This is a genomic window from Mesorhizobium sp. WSM4904, assembly GCF_029674545.1.
Lineage (GTDB): Bacteria > Pseudomonadota > Alphaproteobacteria > Rhizobiales > Rhizobiaceae > Mesorhizobium.
This window is the reverse complement of sequence record NZ_CP121354.1, coordinates 6,565,118-6,580,837: the sequence shown is the minus strand read 5'-3', so window position 1 is coordinate 6,580,837 and position 15,720 is coordinate 6,565,118. Positions and strand designations below refer to the sequence as shown.

The window sequence follows — 15,720 nt, the reverse complement described above, 5'->3', positions numbered from 1 at the left end:
CTCGCCGGAGCGGTTCAGCCTAGTAGCTGGCCCGCTCCAAATATTTGTTTTTGCGCAATTCCGGATGGAAAACCGCCATTCCGGAATTGCCCTCGCCCTGTCAGGCCTTGTTCTTGTTGTAGACGTCGAAGATGACGGCGCCGAGCAGCACCAGGCCCTTGACCACCTGCTGCCAGTCGACATTGACGCCCATGATCGACATGCCGTTGTTCATCACACCCATGATGAAGCCGCCGACCACGGCGCCGATGACCTGTCCGACGCCGCCCATCGCCGAGGCGCCGCCGATGAAGACGGCCGCGATCACGTCGAGCTCGCTGCCGAGACCCGCGGCCGGCACGGCCTGGCCGAGGCGCGCCGCGATGATCAGGCCGCCGAGCGCCGACAGCACGCCCATGTTGATGAAGACGAGCAGCGTCAGCCTTTCGGTATTGATGCCCGACAGCTGCGCCGCCTTGGCGTTGCCGCCCATGGCATAGATGCGGCGGCCGATGGTCATGCGCTTGGTGACGAAGACGAACAGCGAGATGAGCACGCCCATCACCATAAGCACGACCGGCAGGCCTTTGTAGCTCGCGAACTGGAAGACCAGGAAGAGCGCCAGCGCGCTGCCCACCAGCGTCTTGATGACGAACAGCGGGAAGGGCTCGGCCTCGTAGCCGTGGCGCTCGCGCTTGCGGCGGGCCCTCAGCCCGAAATAGGCATAGGCGAGCACCGCGACCACGCCCAGCACAACCGTCGTCATATGCAGCGTAAGGCCGCTGCCGACGATGGTCTTGCCGGCAGCATTCACCGTCGGTGGGATCAGCGTCAGCGGGCCGATGACGTCCGGGATGAAGCCTGAGCTCAGCGCCTTGAAGTCAGGCGGAAGCGGGCCGACAGAGGAGCCGCCGCCGAGCAGCGCCTGGCAGATGCCGCGGAAGATCAGCATGCCCGCCAGCGTCACGATGAAGCTCGGGATCCTGTGATAGGCGATCCAATAGCCTTGCGCCGCGCCGATAAGCGCGCCCACGATCAGGCAGACGATCGAGACCACCAGCGGATTGCTGAATATGCCGAGCGGCCAGATGACCATCATCATCGCGGCGAGCGCGCCGATGAAGCCGGCGACGGATCCGACGCTGAGATCGATATAGCCGGCGACGATCACCAGCAGCATGCCGAGCGCCATCACGATGATGAACGAGTTCTGCTGCACCAGGTTGCTGAGGTTGACCGGTTTGAACAGCGTTCCCGACGTCGTGTACTGGAAGAACAGCATGATGACGATCAGCGCGATGATCAGACCGTATTCGCGCAAATTCGTCGTCAGCGCCGAGACGGCGATGCGCGGACCCTGCTTGACGTCCTCGGCGACGCCGCTCTGCGGCGAGGGAGCGCTGTCTGTGCTCATGATGCTTTTCCTTCTCCGCGAACGATGGCGCGCATGATTTTTTCCTGGCTGGCGTCGCTAGCCGCCATTTCGCCGACGATACGCCCTTCGTTCATGACATAGATACGGTCGCTGATGCCGAGCAGCTCCGGCATTTCCGACGAGATGACGATGATTGCCTTACCCTCGGCGGCGAGACGTGCGATGATCGTATAGATTTCGTACTTGGCACCGACGTCGATGCCGCGCGTCGGTTCGTCGAGGATCAGCACTTCCGGGTCGGCGAACAGCCATTTCGACAGCACCACCTTCTGCTGGTTGCCGCCCGAAAGGTTGCCGGTCAGCTGATAGACGCTGGAGGCGCGGATGTTGGTCTTCTTGCGGTAGTCGTTGGCGACGCTCATCTCGCGCATGTCGTCGATGGCGCCGCGGCTGGAGACGCCGCCCAGGTTGGCCAAAGTCACGTTGTGCTTGATGTGGTCGATGAGGTTGAGGCCGTAGGTCTTGCGGTCCTCGGTGACATAGGCGATGCGGTTCTCCACCGCCTTGCTCACCGACGAGAGGTCGATCGGCTTGCCGTGGAGCGACACCTCCCCGGTGATGTGCCGGCCATAGGAGCGGCCGAACAGGCTCATCGCGAATTCGGTGCGGCCGGCGCCCATCAGCCCGGCGATGCCGACCACCTCGCCCTTGCGCACATTGAGGTTGATGTTCTTGATGACCTGCCGTTCGGCGTGGATCGGATGGTAGACCGACCAGTTCTTCACTTCGAAAATGACGTCGCCGATCTGCGGCTCGCGTGGCGGATAGCGGTCGTCGAGCGAACGGCCGACCATCGAGGTGATGATGCGGTCCTCGCTGATCTCCTTCCTGGGCAGGGTTTCGATCGTGCGTCCGTCGCGGATCACCGTCACCTTGTCGGCGACGCGGTTCACCTCGTTGAGCTTGTGCGAGATCAGGATCGACGTCATGCCCTGGCGCTTGAACTCGAGCAGCAGATCGAGCAGCGCCTGGCTGTCCTTCTCGCTGAGCGAAGCGGTCGGCTCGTCGAGGATCAGGAGCTTCACTTCCTTGCTAAGCGCCTTGGCGATCTCGACCAATTGCTGCTTGCCGACGCCGATATTGGTGATCAGCGTCTTGGGATCTTCCTTGAGGCCGACCTTTTTGAGCAGCGCGCCGGTGCGCTTCTCGTTGGCGTTCCAGTCGATGACGCCGTAGGTGGCGTGCTCGTTGCCGAGGAAGATGTTTTCCGCGATCGACAGCATCGGCACCAGGGCAAGCTCCTGGTGGATGATGACGATGCCGATATGCTCGCTGTCGTGGATGCCCTTGAAGTGGCACTCCTGGCCGCGGAAGACGATCTCGCCTTCATAGGTGCCGGACGGATAGACACCCGAAAGCACCTTCATCAGCGTCGACTTGCCGGCGCCGTTCTCGCCGACGATGGCATGGATTTCTCCTTCCTCGACGCTGAGGTTGACGTTCGACAGCGCCTTGACGCCGGGGAACGTCTTGGTGATGTCGCGCATCTCCAAAATCGTCGAGGTCATCAGGAATTCCACTCCCTGGCGCATGCTTTCCGTTTCCGGAATGGGTCATGCGCGAAATCAACATACTGCAGTCTGGTCCGCGCCGCGACGGCGCATGGCGCTGCAGAGCCGGCAAAAACAATACCGGGCTCGCCGTTGAACGAAAAGGGGCCCTGCGTCGCGCAGGACCCCTCGTTTTCAAGCCGGATTACTTCAGCTCTTCGGCCTTGATGTAGCCGGAGTCGACGACCAGCTTCTCGTAGTTCGACTTGTCGACCTCAACCGGCGTCAGGAGGATCGAGGGAACGACCTTGACATCGTTGTTGTAAGTCTTGGTGTCGAGGCCCTCAGGCTTGCCGCCCGAGAGCACCTTGTCGACCAGCTCCACGGTTGACTTGGCCAGCTCGCGGGTGTCCTTGAACACCGTCGAATACTGCTCGCCCGAGATGATCAGCTTGACCGAGGCGGTCTCGGCATCCTGGCCGGTCACGATCGGCCAGGGCTGCGCGTCGGTGCCGTAACCGACGGCGCGCAGCGAGGCTGTGATGCCGCGCGACAGGCCGTCATAGGGCGACAGAACACCATCGACGCGGCTGCCGTCCGAGTAGTTGGCCGAGAGCAGGTTGTCCATGCGAGCCTGCGCGGTGGCGGCGAGCCAGCGCAGCGTACCGACCTTGTCCATGCCCATCTGGCCGGACTTGATTTTGATCGAGCCGTCGTCGATCAGCGGCTGCAGGACCGACATCGCGCCGTTGTAGAAGAAGAAGGCGTTGTTGTCGTCGGGCGAGCCGCCGAACAGCTCGACGTTCCACGGCTTGGTGTTCGGGAAGCGCTCCTTGAGGCCCTTGACCAGGGAATTCGCCTGGATGACGCCGACGCCGAAATTGTCGAAGGTGGTGTAGTAGTCGACATTCGGGGTCTTCTTGATCAGGCGGTCATAGGCGATGGTGACCACGCCCGCATCGTTGGCCTTCTGCAGCGCATCGGCCATCGTGGTGCCGTCGATCGAAGCGATGATCAGCGCCTTCGGACCCTTGGTGATTTCGTTTTCCAGCTGACTGAGCTGGTTCGGGATATCGTCCTGCGCATACTGCAGGTCGACCGTGTAGCCGAGCGCTTCGAGCTGGGACTTGACGGCGTCGCCGTCGTTGATCCAGCGCTGCGAGGTCTTGGTCGGCATCAGCACGCCGACGAGACCCTTGTCGGCTGCATGCGCCGAATAGGTCGTGGCGGCAATGCCAAGGGCCGCGATGGCGGCCAGCGTCTTGATGATCTTCACATTACTCTCCCTGGTTGATGGACGCGACACCTCGGGGCTTCGCGGGCCGCGCAGTCGAACAGGAGCGCTGGCGCGCCACTGTCGGCTTTATCGATCTCCGGTATCCTCCCAATCGGCCCCGCGGCGCAGTTTCAATCGATACGATTTTGCTCGTTGCCGATCGTTGCGCCTCGGAACGCGCGAAGGGTGGGTTCCTTTGACATAACTGTCAAATGCGATCTTTGGTGGTTGCTATACCGAAACTGGTATGATTTAGCATGCGGTAAGAACTGGCGGAGAGGCTGGGAAATAATGGCGGCGCTGCGCGATCCTGATGCGATTTCAGTAAGTTACGAGAAGCTCCCGGGAGACGGGGAGACGCTTCTGCGCAGCGGCTTGAGCCTGCGCCATATGCGCATGATCGCCGCGCTCGACGATCACGGACGGGTGAGCGCCGCCGCCCAGGTCATGAACATCTCCCAGCCGGCCGCCTCGCGCATGATCGCCGAGATGGAGGCGGTGCTCGACGTTATGTTGTGCGAGCGCCTGCCGCGCGGCGTGACGCTGACCCCTTACGGCCAGGCGCTCGCCAGGCGCGCCCGCTCGATTCTGCTCGAGATGCGCGAGGCCGACCGCGAGATTTCGGAGCTCAAGGCCGGCAAGGGTGGCTCGGTGTTCCTCGGCGCCGTGACCGCGCCGGCGATCGAATTGGCCGTGCCGGCGATTCGCGAGATCCGCCGCATCTACCCGCGCATCGAGATCACCATGCAGGTCGAGACCTCGAACGTGCTCGCCCGCGAGCTTATCGCGTCGCGCCACGATTTCATCATCGCCCGCATTCCCGACGACCTCAACCCGCGGCTGTTCGAATCGCGCGTCATCGGCATCGAGAAGGCTTGCCTGATCGTGCGCCGCGGCCATCCGCTCGCCAGCGGCAAGATGGTCGGTCTGGAGGAGACGGCCGCCTATGACTGGGTCTTCCAGTCCGGCGGGTCGCCGCTGCGCCAGGCGATGGAAAGCAATTTCCTGAATCGCAACATCCCGCTTCCCGACCGCATCCTCAACACCTCTTCGCTGCTCTTGACGCTGGTGATGGTGGCGCAATCCGACGCTATCGCCCCCGTTTCGGTCCAGGTGGCCAAGTTCATCCAGAGCGCCGACGGGCTGTCGGGGGCGATCGACGTCGTGCAGACCGAATTCGACATCGAGGTCAGGCCCTACAGCCTGATCACGGTCAAGAACCGCGTGCTCTCGCCCGCCGCCAAGATGCTGCACGACTTCATTTTGCGTGAAGTGGGGTAATGGAACGAGAATGCTACTTGCACGTTCAGACCGATCGGCGCTCGCTGGAGCCTGATGCGGTGAGGGACGAGCCGCCGATGCTCAACAGCTCGGGAGGTTTCGATGGAACGTCGGTTGTTTCTGACTGGAATGCTTGGCGTTGCGGGGGCGGCAGCGCTTGCAAGCCTGGCCGGACCAGCCAAGGCGGTTGCCGGCATCCCCAAGGGCAACGGAATTCTCGATGAATTGGACAAGCCGGATCCGGCCATCTACGAGGAGGATGACCAGGCCGATTTGCTGCAGCCGGCTCAGTATTACTACCGCCGTCGATACTACCGCGATCGGTACTACCGCCGCCGCCGGCGGCGCGTTTGGAGACGGGTCTGCCGCCGCTACTGGCGCTATGGCCGGCGTCACGTCCGCTGCTGGCGCCGCCGCGTCTGGATCGGCTTCTACCTCTGAGGCAACAGCAACCGCGTACCCCTGCGCCTGCCGGGTGAATTGCTGATTGGGTCTTGCGCCGGTGTGTGCAAGGTCCAATGGCTCGCTTGCAGACCGCCGCCGACTCCACGCTTGCGCATGCTGGTCGGTCTGAGGTCGATCCAATGCAATTCCGCGCCGCGGTCTCTGCAGCCCCGGGGATTCGGTCGTGTAAAAACCGGCGTAAAACTGCGCAATTTGGCCGCTCGTGGAGTCTGGCTCAAACCCTTGCGGTTCAGGCTGGAGCGGGTAGCGGGAATCGAACCCGCGCGTTCAGCTTGGGAAGCTGACAGGCTACCATTACATCATACCCGCGCAGCAGCCTCGTTACCATGATGGCGGGGCCTCAAGCAATCGGCTCTCGTCGCGAGACCTTGGATATGTTTTCGACGCCCGTCAGGGTCATATGCGGGCCGACAATGGCGCGGCCCTGCTTGATGCCGGACAACCAAGTGCGTATTTCTGAAGTCGCGCTTCCGAATCGGAGCAGCTCGAACCGGAGAACGGCCTTGTCCGCACTGACACGCTTCCTCGGCGATACGCCACTCAGGGTGCTCGTGAAGCTGCTGGTGGTTTCCTTCCTCGTCGGCCTCGTCATGCACGCCTTCGGCTGGAGCCCGATGGATGTGTTCTATGGCATCCGCCAGTTCTTCGTCGATTTGTGGAATCTCGGCTTCCACGCCATCGACCGCTTCCTGGGCTATATCCTGCTCGGCGCCGCGATCGTCGTGCCGGCCTTCATCCTGCTCAGGATCGCCAGCTACAGGAAGTGACCTAGGCGAAGCCGGCCGCGACCTCGAACAGGATGGCATGGCGCTGGGCAAGCGCCGGCACGTCCGTCGAATAGCCGCCGCCGATGACGCCGCACAGCGGGATGCCGCGAGCGCGGAAATGGCCGATCACCGCCTTATCGCGGGCGCGCAGGCCGTCATCCGTCAACGACAGCCGGCCAAGCCGGTCCTCGGCATGGACATCGACGCCGGCATTGTAGAAGGCGATATCCCATCGCCCGCTTGCCGATAGTTCCGGCAGGATGGCGCCGAGCCGGTCGAGATAGGCGGCATCGCCGGTGCCGTCGGGCAAGGCGACATCGAGATCGGAGGCGATCTTGCGCGCCGGATAATTGCGTTCGCCATGCATGGAGAAGGTGAAGGCGCGGGGTTCATCCTTCAGGATGTCCGCCGTGCCGTCGCCCTGATGCACGTCGAGATCGACGATCAGGATGTTTTCGACTGCACGCTCGAGAAGCAGTGCCAGCGATGCGACGGCCACGTCGTTGAAGGTGCAGAAGCCCGCGCCTTGCGCGCGCCTGGCATGATGGCTGCCGCCGGCGGCGTTGCAGGCAATGCCGTGTTTCAGCGCCAGCCGCGCCGCCAACACCGTGCCGGCGGTGGCAAGTTGAGCCCTGAGCGATACGCGCTGGCCGACCGGAAAGCCGATCTCGCGCTCGATCCTCGCCGGCACCTCGCAGGCCAGCACCTGGTCGACATAGTCGGCCGCATGCGCGAGCTTCAGCCACGCCGCCGGCGCCGGCTCCGGCATCGAAAGCGCTTCCGGAACGGCCAGGCCGCGGGCGCGCAAGGCCGCCATCAGCAACGGATACTTGCTCATCGGAAAGCGATGGTTGACGGCAAAGCCGGCGTCGTAGTCGGGGTGGTGGACGATCTGCAAAGCCATGATGGGCAGCCTGCGCCAGAGCTGGAATTCGGTTGGCCGTCACCGGTTAGCGATTGCGCGGCAGCGGCAAACTGGGGCACATCGGCTCTTCGATCAAGCCGCAACAATTAAGGCAGCAGTCCTTGGACAAGGGTGCGACCGAGATCAACGCCAGATCCTTCAACGTCACCAATCGCTCGGTGCTGGCGATTGCGGTGCCGATGACGCTTGCCTATCTGACGACGCCGCTGCTCGGTATCGTCGATACCGGCGTGGTCGGCCAGTTCGGCGACGCCGCCCTGCTCGGCGGCCTGGCCGCGGGCGCGCTGGTGTTCGACGTCGTCTTCACCACATTCAACTTCCTGCGCTCCGGCACCACCGGCCTCGTCGCACAGGCGTTCGGGCGCGGCGATCAATTGGAGGAACAGGCCGTTCTCTGGCGCGCCGTGCTGATTGCGGTCGTCGCCGGCGTCGCGCTTGCCGCCCTTGCGCCGCTCTTTGCGGTGGCCGGACAGTGGTTCATGGGCGCCGAGCCGCGCGTCAGCGCGGCGATGTCGGTCTATATCCGCATCAGGTTGCTCGCCGCTCCCTTCTCGCTCGTCAACTACGCCATATTGGGCTACGTGCTGGGGCGCGGCGAGGGTGGGCTTGGCCTTATGCTGCAGGCCGTGCTCAACGGCATCAACATCCTGCTCTGTTTCCTGCTCGGCCTCGAGCTCGGCTGGGGCGTTGCCGGCGTTGCCTGGGCGACGGTCACCGGCGAGTTCCTGGCGATGCTGCTCGGCCTAGCCATCGTGCTCAGCCGCTTCCGCAGGCTGGAGCGGCCGTCGCGCCGGCGCATCCTCGACCTGCCGGCCTACAGGCGCATGCTGTCGCTCAACCGCGACATCATGATCCGCTCCTTCTCGCTGCTCGCCGCCTTCGCGCTGTTCACCAGGCAGGGCGCGCAGTTCGGCACGGTGACGCTCGCCGCCAACGCCGTGCTGATGAACTTCTTCCTCGTCGCCGGCTATTTCCTCGACGGTTTTGCCACCGCCGCGGAGCAGTTGGCCGGCCGCGCCATCGGCGCGCAGGCGGCCACCCCTTTCCGGCAGGCCGTGCGGCTGACACTGATCTGGGGTTTTGGCCTGGCGGCCGTCGCCAGTCTTGTTCTGCTGACGGCCGGCGCCAATCTGGTGGCGCTGGTGACGACCTCGGCGGATGTGCGCGCTGCGGCCGACGCCTATCTGCCCTGGGCCGCCTTCACCGCGCTGAGCGGCGTGCTGGCCTTCCAGATGGATGGCGTCTTCATTGGCGCCACCTGGTCGCGCGACATGCGCAACATGATGCTGCTGTCGTTCCTCGCCTTCAGCGCCGCCCTCATCACGCTGGCGCCGGCCTTCGGCAACAGCGGCCTGTGGGCAGCACTTCACGTCTTCCTTTTGGTGCGCGGATTGAGCCTGCTGGCGGTGCTGCGGCTCAGGGTACGCACGGCATTTTAGCGTCGGCCATGTCTTGGCATCGCCTATGTCGCCGAGGGCAGCGGGGGGCAGTGTTGCTTTTTAGCTCCAGAGGTCGGTCGATAGGTATTTCAGCCCGGAGTCGCAAACGACGATGGCTATCGTCTTGCCTGATTGATCGCCGTTTAGAAGACGCAGCGCAGCGGCCACATTCGCTCCGGAAGAGAAACCGCCGAAGATGCCTTCGCTGCGCGCGAGCAAGCGCGTGGCCTGACGTGCCTCGTCACCGGAAACCTGAAGATAGCCATCGACAGGCACATTCTTCAGGAATGCCAGGTCCGGCATCGCATAGCCGCCGCCTTGAATGGGGTGTTCAGGTTGGGTGACCGTCTCTCCCGCGGCGGCTGCGGCGCCCTCAGGCTCGACGATGAAGCACTTGATCAGGGGATTGCGTTCCTTGAGTGCCCTCGCTACCCCCGCATATGTTCCGCCCGAGCCGACGAAGTCGACGAATGCATCGACGGCGCCATCACTGGCGTCCCAGATTTCCGGCCCGGTCCCGTGATAGTGCGCAAGCCAGTTCCCGTCGCGATGGAACTGATCGGCGCGATACGCGCCCCGTTCAGCCGTCACCGCCCTGGCGGTCTGCTCGACAAGCGCCAGATCGCCACCTGATACCTGCCCCGGCATCGACCCTGGCAGTTGGTCCACCAGAATCACTTCCGCGCCAAGCGCCGTCATCATCCGCGCGCGCTCTTCGGAGTTGCCCTTCGACATCACTGCGACGAAAGGGTAGCCCCTGACCGCACAGATGATCGCGAGGCCAGTGCCCATGTTTCCGGAGGTCAGCTCGACCACCGTTTGTCCCGGTTTGATGGCACCGGATCTTTCGGCTTCCTCGATTATTCCAAGCGCCGCGCGATCCTTTTTTGAAAAGCCCGGGTTGAGGTATTCCAGCTTGGCGAGGATTCCGCCCTTGACGCCCGCCTGCGCCGTCAGCCTGTCGAGCCGGACCAATGGGGTTCGACCGATCGAGTCTACGACGGAGTTCAGAACCTCGGCCATCACCTGTCTCCTGGTTCGTGGGAATTCGTCAGAGTCGTCTGGACCAGTTTGCGCAGCCTGTATCGCGCAGCTCTCGGATCGATTTGAGCCGCTCGCGATCCGCGAAGCGCGCCATGCCGGCGACGATGCGGCCTGGCAGCGCCGGGCCGGCATAGATCATGCCGGTGTAGAGTTGGACCAGGTCGGCGCCGGCGCGGATCTTCTCAAGCGCGGTTTCCGCCGAGTCGACGCCGCCGACGCCGATGATGGCCATCTGCGGACCGAGCAGCTCGCGCATCCGGGCGAGCACCGCGGTCGAGCGCTCGAAAAGCGGCTTGCCCGACAGCCCGCCGGCTTCGCTCGCGAGGCTTGCGCTCCGCAACCCCGTCCGCGAGAGCGTCGTATTGGAAACGATGACCCCGTCGATAGTTTTCTCGACGACCTCGGCGGCGATGTCTTCCAATTCCGCTTCGACGAGGTCCGGCGCGATCTTGAGGAAGATCGGCGGCTGCGCCGACGCTGTCGCGCGCGCCGCAGTCACGCGCGACAGCAGCTCGCCGAGCTGCTCGCGCGCCTGCATGTTGCGCAGGCCGGGCGTGTTGGGCGAGGAGATGTTGACGGTGAGATAGGAGGCGTAGGGCGCGAAGCGGGTCACGCCGCGCTCATAGTCGCCGATGCGGTCGGCGCTGTCCTTGTTGGCGCCGATGTTGACGCCGACGATGCCGCCGCGGCCCTTGCGCGCCGCGAGCCGCTTTTCGGCGACAGCCTGGCCCTCATTGTTGAAGCCCAGCCGGTTGATCACCGCCTCGTCGGCCGTCAGCCGGAAGATGCGCGGCTTCGGGTTTCCCGGCTGCGGCAGCGGCGTGATCGTGCCGACCTCGGCGAAGCCGAAGCCGAGCTTGAGCAGCGCGTCCGGCACCTCGGCATTCTTGTCATAGCCGGCCGCCATGCCGAGCGGGTTCGGGAAATCGAGCCCGCAAAGCCTGGCCTTGAGTCGTGCGTCTTGGCTGGGAGGCGAGGCAACCGGCAGGCCGCATCTCAGCGCCGCGATCGACATGCCGTGCGCGGTTTCCGGATCGAAAGAGAAAAGCAGTCTTTGGCCGATCCGGTCGAGCACGCTCATTCGTCCTCCAGCGTCGGAAACCGATGCGAGCCGTCCGCGCCGAGCGGCAGCGGCTTGACCCAAAGAACGGCGTCGAGGTCGAGTGGAGCGTAGAGATGCGGGAACAAGGCGCCGCCGCGCGAGACTTCGTATTTCAGCGCCTCGCCCAGCCGCGCACCGTCGACTGCGATCAGAAGCAGGTCCGTCTGGCCGGCGAAATGCTTGGCTGCCGTCTCGCTGACCTGCGCCGCCGTCGAGAAGTGGATGAAGCCGTCGGCGATATCGATCGGCGCTCCGGCAAAGCGTCCGTTGCGCTCCGCTTCGCGCCATAGCGCCTCGGGCGCGATCTTGTAGATAATCTGAGACATTGTCGCGCTATAGTCCGAACCAACCATGGGGGAAAGGGTACTTGCGCACTCTTCCCCATTTCAGGCGCAAACCTGTGATATTCTTTGCTCAACGGCTCATGGAGGACGAACAAGAGGACGAACAACATGCGTCTGCAGCACATCCTGATCCCGGCGGCGCTTTGCTCGCTGGTTGCCGCGTCGGCCTATTCCGAGGAGACCGACCGCTATCGGCTCGAAAAGTCGGCCAACGGCTATGTCCGCATGGACACCCAGACCGGCGCGATGTCGATCTGCGAGGAGCGCTCCGGCCAGCTCGTCTGCAAGATGGCGGCCGACGAGCGCGCCGCCTTCCAGGAGGAGATCGACCGGCTGCAGAGTTCGGTCAAGGCGCTGGACGAGCGCGTCGCCAAGCTCGAGAATACGCCCTCCGCCCGGCTCGAATCCAACCTGCCCAGCGAAGAGGACTTCAACAAGACGATGAGCTACATGGAGCGCTTCTTCCGCAGCTTCATGGACATCGTCAAGGACATGGACAAGGAAAACGGCGACGGTGGCGCGAAGCCGGCTCCGCAAAAGACCTGATCTGGCTGGGGAAAAGCCTGCGCGCGGCCTTTGCTGCTTGAAAACGCGCCGCGCCGCCGCATAATTATTGCGATCCCGCAAGAAGCACATAACCAACGATGGGATCCGGGGAGGAATATTTGCCGCCGGGCCACACCTTCGTCATTGCCGACGACCATCCGTTGTTTCGCGGTGCGCTGAAGGAGGCGCTTTCCGGCGTCGGCGATGTCGCCGCCATCCACGAGGCCGGCGATTTCGAAAGCGCCAAGGCGCTGGTCCTTGCCAATGAAGACATCGACATGGTGCTGCTCGACCTTTCGATGCCTGGCGCCAGCGGCCTGTCCGGCCTCATCTCGTTGCGCGGCATCCATTCCTCGGTGCCGCTGGTGGTGGTGTCGGCCCATGACGATCCCGTCACCATCCGCCGCGCGCTCGATCTCGGCGCATCCGGCTTCATCTCCAAGTCGGCGAGCATGGAGGAAATCCGCGCCGCCGTGCAGGCCGTGCTTGCCGGCGACATCGCCGCGCCCGCCGGCGTCGAGCTCGGCATCGAGCGCGATCCCGAGATCTCCGATCTGATCAAGCGCCTGCAGGCGCTGACGCCGCAGCAGACGCGCGTGCTCGGCATGCTGGCGGAAGGCTTGCTGAACAAGCAGATCGCCTATGAGCTCGGCGTCTCCGAAGCCACCATCAAGGCGCATGTCTCCGCCATATTGCAAAAGCTCGGCGTCGACAGCCGCACCCAGGCGGTCATCCAGCTTTCCAAGATCGGCGGCGACCCGCTGCAGCCGGTGGGCTAAAGCCTCCCCTCTTGCTTCAAGTATATTCCTCCATCGCCGGGTCTGTTGACCAGGCCGCGCCATTCTCCGGCCTGGCGGTCTCTGCGTCGAAACCTGCCCCCGACGTCGCCCCGCCACGGACATGCCGCGCCCGTCCGATCGCCACGCCGAGGCCGAGCGACGCAATCGCCACCAACGGAATGCCGGTTGCCCATGGCAGGCGTGGCGCGAGTGCATAGAGCGCGGTGCCGATCGAGGGCCCGAGCGAGTCCTTGAGGTCGACCGCCACAGACGATGCCGCCATATAGGAGGCTCGCCTTGACGCCGGTGCAAGCGCGTTGACTGCAGTCGGGACGAGCGGCCCGACCAGCATCTGCGCCACCGAGCAGAGGCTCACCGCGGCAAGCAGCGAGAGCATCGCCGGCGAGGCAATGAGCAGGATAAAGGCGGCGATCGTCGAGAGCCCCGCGCCGATGGTCAGCCAGAGCGCGGATCGCGCCTCGGCAAAGCGGCTCACCAGCATCTGCAAGCCGACCGTCAGCGCGGCCGCATAGGCAAACAGCGCACCGACGCCGGATGGGGAAAGCGTGCCGGCGTCCTGCGCATAGAGTGGGATGACGGCCTCGATCCAGTTGCCGGAGATCTCGAACAGCACGACCCAGAGGAGCAGCTTTGCCAGGCGGCCGTCGCGGAAGGCCGGCAGCAGCGCCGACAGGCCTTCCTCTTCGTCGTCCTGATCGCCGGCTGTGCAAGATCCGCTGCCGACCGTCTCGCCAAGCGCCGCCAGCATCACGACCCCGCCCAGAACGAGCATGCCGCCGGCCGCGAGGAACACGGTGCTGAGCGACATGAGCGCCAGCAGGGCGCCGCAGGCCGGTCCGAGGATCTGCCCTGCGCTCGAGCTGACACGCGCCATGCCGAACCAGCGCGGATGCGCCGACGGCTCGGTGACATCGGCGATCGCGGCGAGGATGGTCGGATGCAGCACCGACTCGCACATGCCGGTCAAAATGAGCACGACCGCGGTGGCCGCAGCGCCGTGGACGAGGAACAGGGCGACGAAGCCGCACCCCACGCCGAACGACGAGAGGATCAGAACCGGCCGCCGGCCAATCCGATCGGCAACGCCACCAATCAGCGGCGCTGCGATGAGCTCTCCGCCGGCATAGCAGCCGAACAGCAGGCCGATCGCGCCGAGAGGGATGTCAGCTTCGCTGCTGGCCCAAAGCGGAAAGAAGGGCACCAGCGCGCCGTCGGCGAAGCCGGCGCAGAAGAACAGGAACAAGCCGAGCAGCGCCGGGCGCGGCAGCCCGCGCCAGGAGGACGAAAATGTGGTCATGATGTCACCTATGCGTCAAGGACCCGGGGCACGGGGCCCGAAGGCCGGGATGGCGCGTTGGCTGACGTGAACGCCTACGGCCACTCAACGAGCAGCGTGAGTTGGTTGGTCTGCTTGTGGCGGAGCTGGTTCAGCCGAGCCGCATCGACAGTTCGACGTCGTCACCGAACGGGGTCGACATGTACCCGCCTGCCGGCGAGCGCACCCGCTGCAGATATTCGGGCAAGAAGTCGGCATTGTCGGCGATGACCAGCGCGCCGGGCCTGAGCCGGCTCTCGACAAGGCTGAGGATCTCCGGATAGAGCGCCTTGGCGCCGTCGAGCAGCAGAAGGTCTATTCGGTCCGGCAAGTCCCTGCTCAGCGTCTCCAGCGCGTCGCCTTCGCGGATCTCGACCAGGTCGAGAAGGCCGCCTTCCGCCAGATTGGCCTTGGCGCGCGTCACCTTGGACGGCTCGAACTCCGTCGTGATCAGGCGGCCGCCGCCATTGTCGCGCAGCGCCGCGGCAAGGTAGAGCGTCGAGATGCCGAACGAGGTGCCGAACTCGACGATGATGCGCGCGCCGGTGCTGCGCGCCAGCATGTAGAGCAGCGTGCCGGTCTCCGGCGAAACCGCGAGCCAAAGGTCCTTCAGGCTGCCGTAGAAATCGAGATATTCGGTCTTGCTGCCGAGCAGGCGCGCCCGTTCCTCCTGCGAGTACCGGGCCATGGCGGGGCTGGTCGCCGAGGCGGCTTCCTTGAACAGGCGGGCGAGCAACGGCGCGAGCGGGGTTGCGGTCAGGGTGGTCATGGTCGGGCTCCAGTCGAATGCGTTCTTGTGTTGCCTGGAAAATACGAATAATCCTTCAGGTTTCCAATTCGCATTCCCGAGCGCTGCCGTGGTCCAACGCCCAAATCCTTCAATTTCCACTCGAAAACAGCCCAAACAGGCCCGGGCGACGGAGCTCGTCGCGGCGATTTTGCAGGCAGCCGCTCAGGTTTTGGCGAGCGAGGGCGCGCAGCGTTTCACCACCACGCGCGTCGCCGAGAAAGCCGGCGTCAGCGTCGGCTCGCTCTACCAGTACTTCCCCAACAAGGCCGCGCTGCTGTTCCGCCTGCAGAGCGACGAATGGCGGCAGACGACCGACCTTCTGTGCGGCATTCTCGAGGATGTCGAAAAGCCGCCGCTCGAACGGATACGCGTTCTGGTGCACGCCTTCATCCGCTCGGAATGCGAGGAGGCTCCGCTGCGCGTGGCGCTGAACGACGCCGCGCCGCTCTATCGGGACGCGCCGGAAGTGCAGGAGGCAAAAGCTTCGGCGGATCGCACGGTCGAGGACTTCATGCGCGCGGCATTGCCCGCCGCCTCGGACGCTGTTCGCACCAGGGCTGGCGAGCTCATCATCACGACACTGGCGGCAGTAGGACCGGATTTCTCGGCAAGCCGGCGAACGTCAGCTGAGATCGAAGCGTATTCGGACGCACTCGCCGACATGTTCTGCGCCTATCTCAAAAGCCTCGGACATCAAGACTGAGATAAGTCCCACCAGCGAC

Annotated in this window: 16 protein-coding genes and 1 tRNA gene; 7 read left to right on the top strand and 10 right to left on the bottom strand. The window is 64.4% G+C overall.

Features of this window, described 5'->3' with window-relative positions; genetic code table 11:
- Nucleotides 1-100: 100 nt before the first annotated feature.
- From mmsB to chvE, 3 genes are all read right to left on the bottom strand, one after another.
- On the bottom strand, nt 101-1,393 hold the full coding sequence (gene mmsB, locus QAZ47_RS31755) for a multiple monosaccharide ABC transporter permease (RefSeq protein ID WP_278232019.1): 1,293 nt from the start codon (nt 1,391-1,393) through the stop codon (nt 101-103).
- Nucleotides 1,390-2,922 (bottom strand): multiple monosaccharide ABC transporter ATP-binding protein, encoded by a 1,533-nt coding sequence (mmsA, locus tag QAZ47_RS31750; RefSeq protein WP_278233922.1) that lies wholly within the window; start codon nt 2,920-2,922, stop codon nt 1,390-1,392. Before mmsA ends, mmsB begins: the two co-directional genes overlap by 4 nt.
- 187 nt (nt 2,923-3,109) lie before the next feature.
- On the bottom strand, nt 3,110-4,180 hold the full coding sequence (chvE, locus tag QAZ47_RS31745; RefSeq protein ID WP_278076177.1) for a multiple monosaccharide ABC transporter substrate-binding protein: 1,071 nt from the start codon (nt 4,178-4,180) through the stop codon (nt 3,110-3,112).
- Between the two features lie 291 nt (nt 4,181-4,471).
- On the opposite strand from chvE, the gene QAZ47_RS31740 reads away from it, so the two are divergent.
- Nucleotides 4,472-5,461 (top strand): LysR family transcriptional regulator, encoded by a 990-nt coding sequence (locus QAZ47_RS31740; protein WP_278232018.1) that lies wholly within the window; start codon nt 4,472-4,474, stop codon nt 5,459-5,461.
- Between the two features lie 102 nt (nt 5,462-5,563).
- Nucleotides 5,564-5,902 (top strand): protamine-2 (modular protein), encoded by a 339-nt coding sequence (locus tag QAZ47_RS31735; RefSeq protein WP_278232016.1) that lies wholly within the window; start codon nt 5,564-5,566, stop codon nt 5,900-5,902.
- A 259-nt stretch (nt 5,903-6,161) separates the two neighbouring features.
- On the opposite strand, the gene QAZ47_RS31730 is transcribed toward QAZ47_RS31735, so the two are convergent.
- Nucleotides 6,162-6,235 (bottom strand) — tRNA-Gly (locus QAZ47_RS31730).
- 194 nt (nt 6,236-6,429) lie between these two features.
- Here QAZ47_RS31730 and QAZ47_RS31725 point away from each other — a divergent pair.
- Complete coding sequence (locus tag QAZ47_RS31725) at nt 6,430-6,693, top strand: DUF6460 domain-containing protein (protein ID WP_127857647.1); 264 nt, start codon at nt 6,430-6,432, stop codon at nt 6,691-6,693.
- A 1-nt stretch (nt 6,694) separates the two neighbouring features.
- Here the strand turns inward: QAZ47_RS31725 and QAZ47_RS31720 are convergent, their stop codons facing one another.
- Entirely contained in the window at nt 6,695-7,597 is a 903-nt protein-coding gene (locus QAZ47_RS31720) for a histone deacetylase (protein WP_278232015.1), read from the bottom strand.
- Between the two features lie 122 nt (nt 7,598-7,719).
- Here QAZ47_RS31720 and QAZ47_RS31715 point away from each other — a divergent pair, with 122 nt between their 5' ends.
- On the top strand, nt 7,720-9,057 hold the full coding sequence (locus QAZ47_RS31715; RefSeq protein ID WP_278232014.1) for an MATE family efflux transporter: 1,338 nt from the start codon (nt 7,720-7,722) through the stop codon (nt 9,055-9,057).
- 60 nt (nt 9,058-9,117) lie between these two features.
- Here QAZ47_RS31715 and QAZ47_RS31710 read toward each other — a convergent pair whose 3' ends face one another.
- Genes QAZ47_RS31710 through QAZ47_RS31700 form a run of 3 tightly spaced genes read right to left on the bottom strand, consistent with a single transcriptional unit; the run spans nt 9,118 to nt 11,529 of the window.
- Nucleotides 9,118-10,080 (bottom strand): cysteine synthase family protein, encoded by a 963-nt coding sequence (locus QAZ47_RS31710; protein WP_278232013.1) that lies wholly within the window; start codon nt 10,078-10,080, stop codon nt 9,118-9,120.
- A gap of 28 nt (nt 10,081-10,108) precedes the next feature.
- Entirely contained in the window at nt 10,109-11,182 is a 1,074-nt protein-coding gene (locus tag QAZ47_RS31705) for a quinone-dependent dihydroorotate dehydrogenase (protein WP_278204852.1), read from the bottom strand.
- Nucleotides 11,179-11,529 carry a DUF952 domain-containing protein gene (locus QAZ47_RS31700; RefSeq protein WP_278204851.1) on the bottom strand — a complete coding sequence of 117 codons (351 nt, stop codon included), beginning with the start codon at nt 11,527-11,529 and terminating at the stop codon, nt 11,179-11,181. Before QAZ47_RS31700 ends, QAZ47_RS31705 begins: the two co-directional genes overlap by 4 nt.
- Nucleotides 11,530-11,655: 126 nt before the next feature.
- On the opposite strand from QAZ47_RS31700, the gene QAZ47_RS31695 reads away from it, so the two are divergent.
- Together QAZ47_RS31695 and QAZ47_RS31690 are read left to right on the top strand one after the other, a co-directional pair.
- Nucleotides 11,656-12,093: a hypothetical protein gene (locus QAZ47_RS31695; RefSeq protein WP_278204850.1), complete on the top strand. Its 438-nt coding sequence runs from the start codon at nt 11,656-11,658 to the stop codon at nt 12,091-12,093.
- Nucleotides 12,094-12,212: 119 nt separating this feature from the next.
- Entirely contained in the window at nt 12,213-12,872 is a 660-nt protein-coding gene (locus QAZ47_RS31690) for a response regulator transcription factor (RefSeq protein WP_278204849.1), read from the top strand.
- Nucleotides 12,873-12,888: 16 nt separating this feature from the next.
- On the opposite strand, the gene QAZ47_RS31685 is transcribed toward QAZ47_RS31690, so the two are convergent.
- Together QAZ47_RS31685 and QAZ47_RS31680 are read right to left on the bottom strand one after the other, a co-directional pair.
- Complete coding sequence (locus QAZ47_RS31685; protein ID WP_278204848.1) at nt 12,889-14,190, bottom strand: MFS transporter; 1,302 nt, start codon at nt 14,188-14,190, stop codon at nt 12,889-12,891.
- Between the two features lie 130 nt (nt 14,191-14,320).
- Entirely contained in the window at nt 14,321-14,977 is a 657-nt protein-coding gene (locus QAZ47_RS31680; RefSeq protein ID WP_278204847.1) for an O-methyltransferase, read from the bottom strand.
- Nucleotides 14,978-15,065: 88 nt separating this feature from the next.
- On the opposite strand from QAZ47_RS31680, the gene QAZ47_RS31675 reads away from it, so the two are divergent.
- A complete protein-coding gene (locus QAZ47_RS31675) occupies nt 15,066-15,701 on the top strand; it encodes a TetR family transcriptional regulator (RefSeq protein ID WP_278208008.1) in 636 nt (211 codons plus the stop codon).
- Nucleotides 15,702-15,720: the final 19 nt, after the last annotated feature.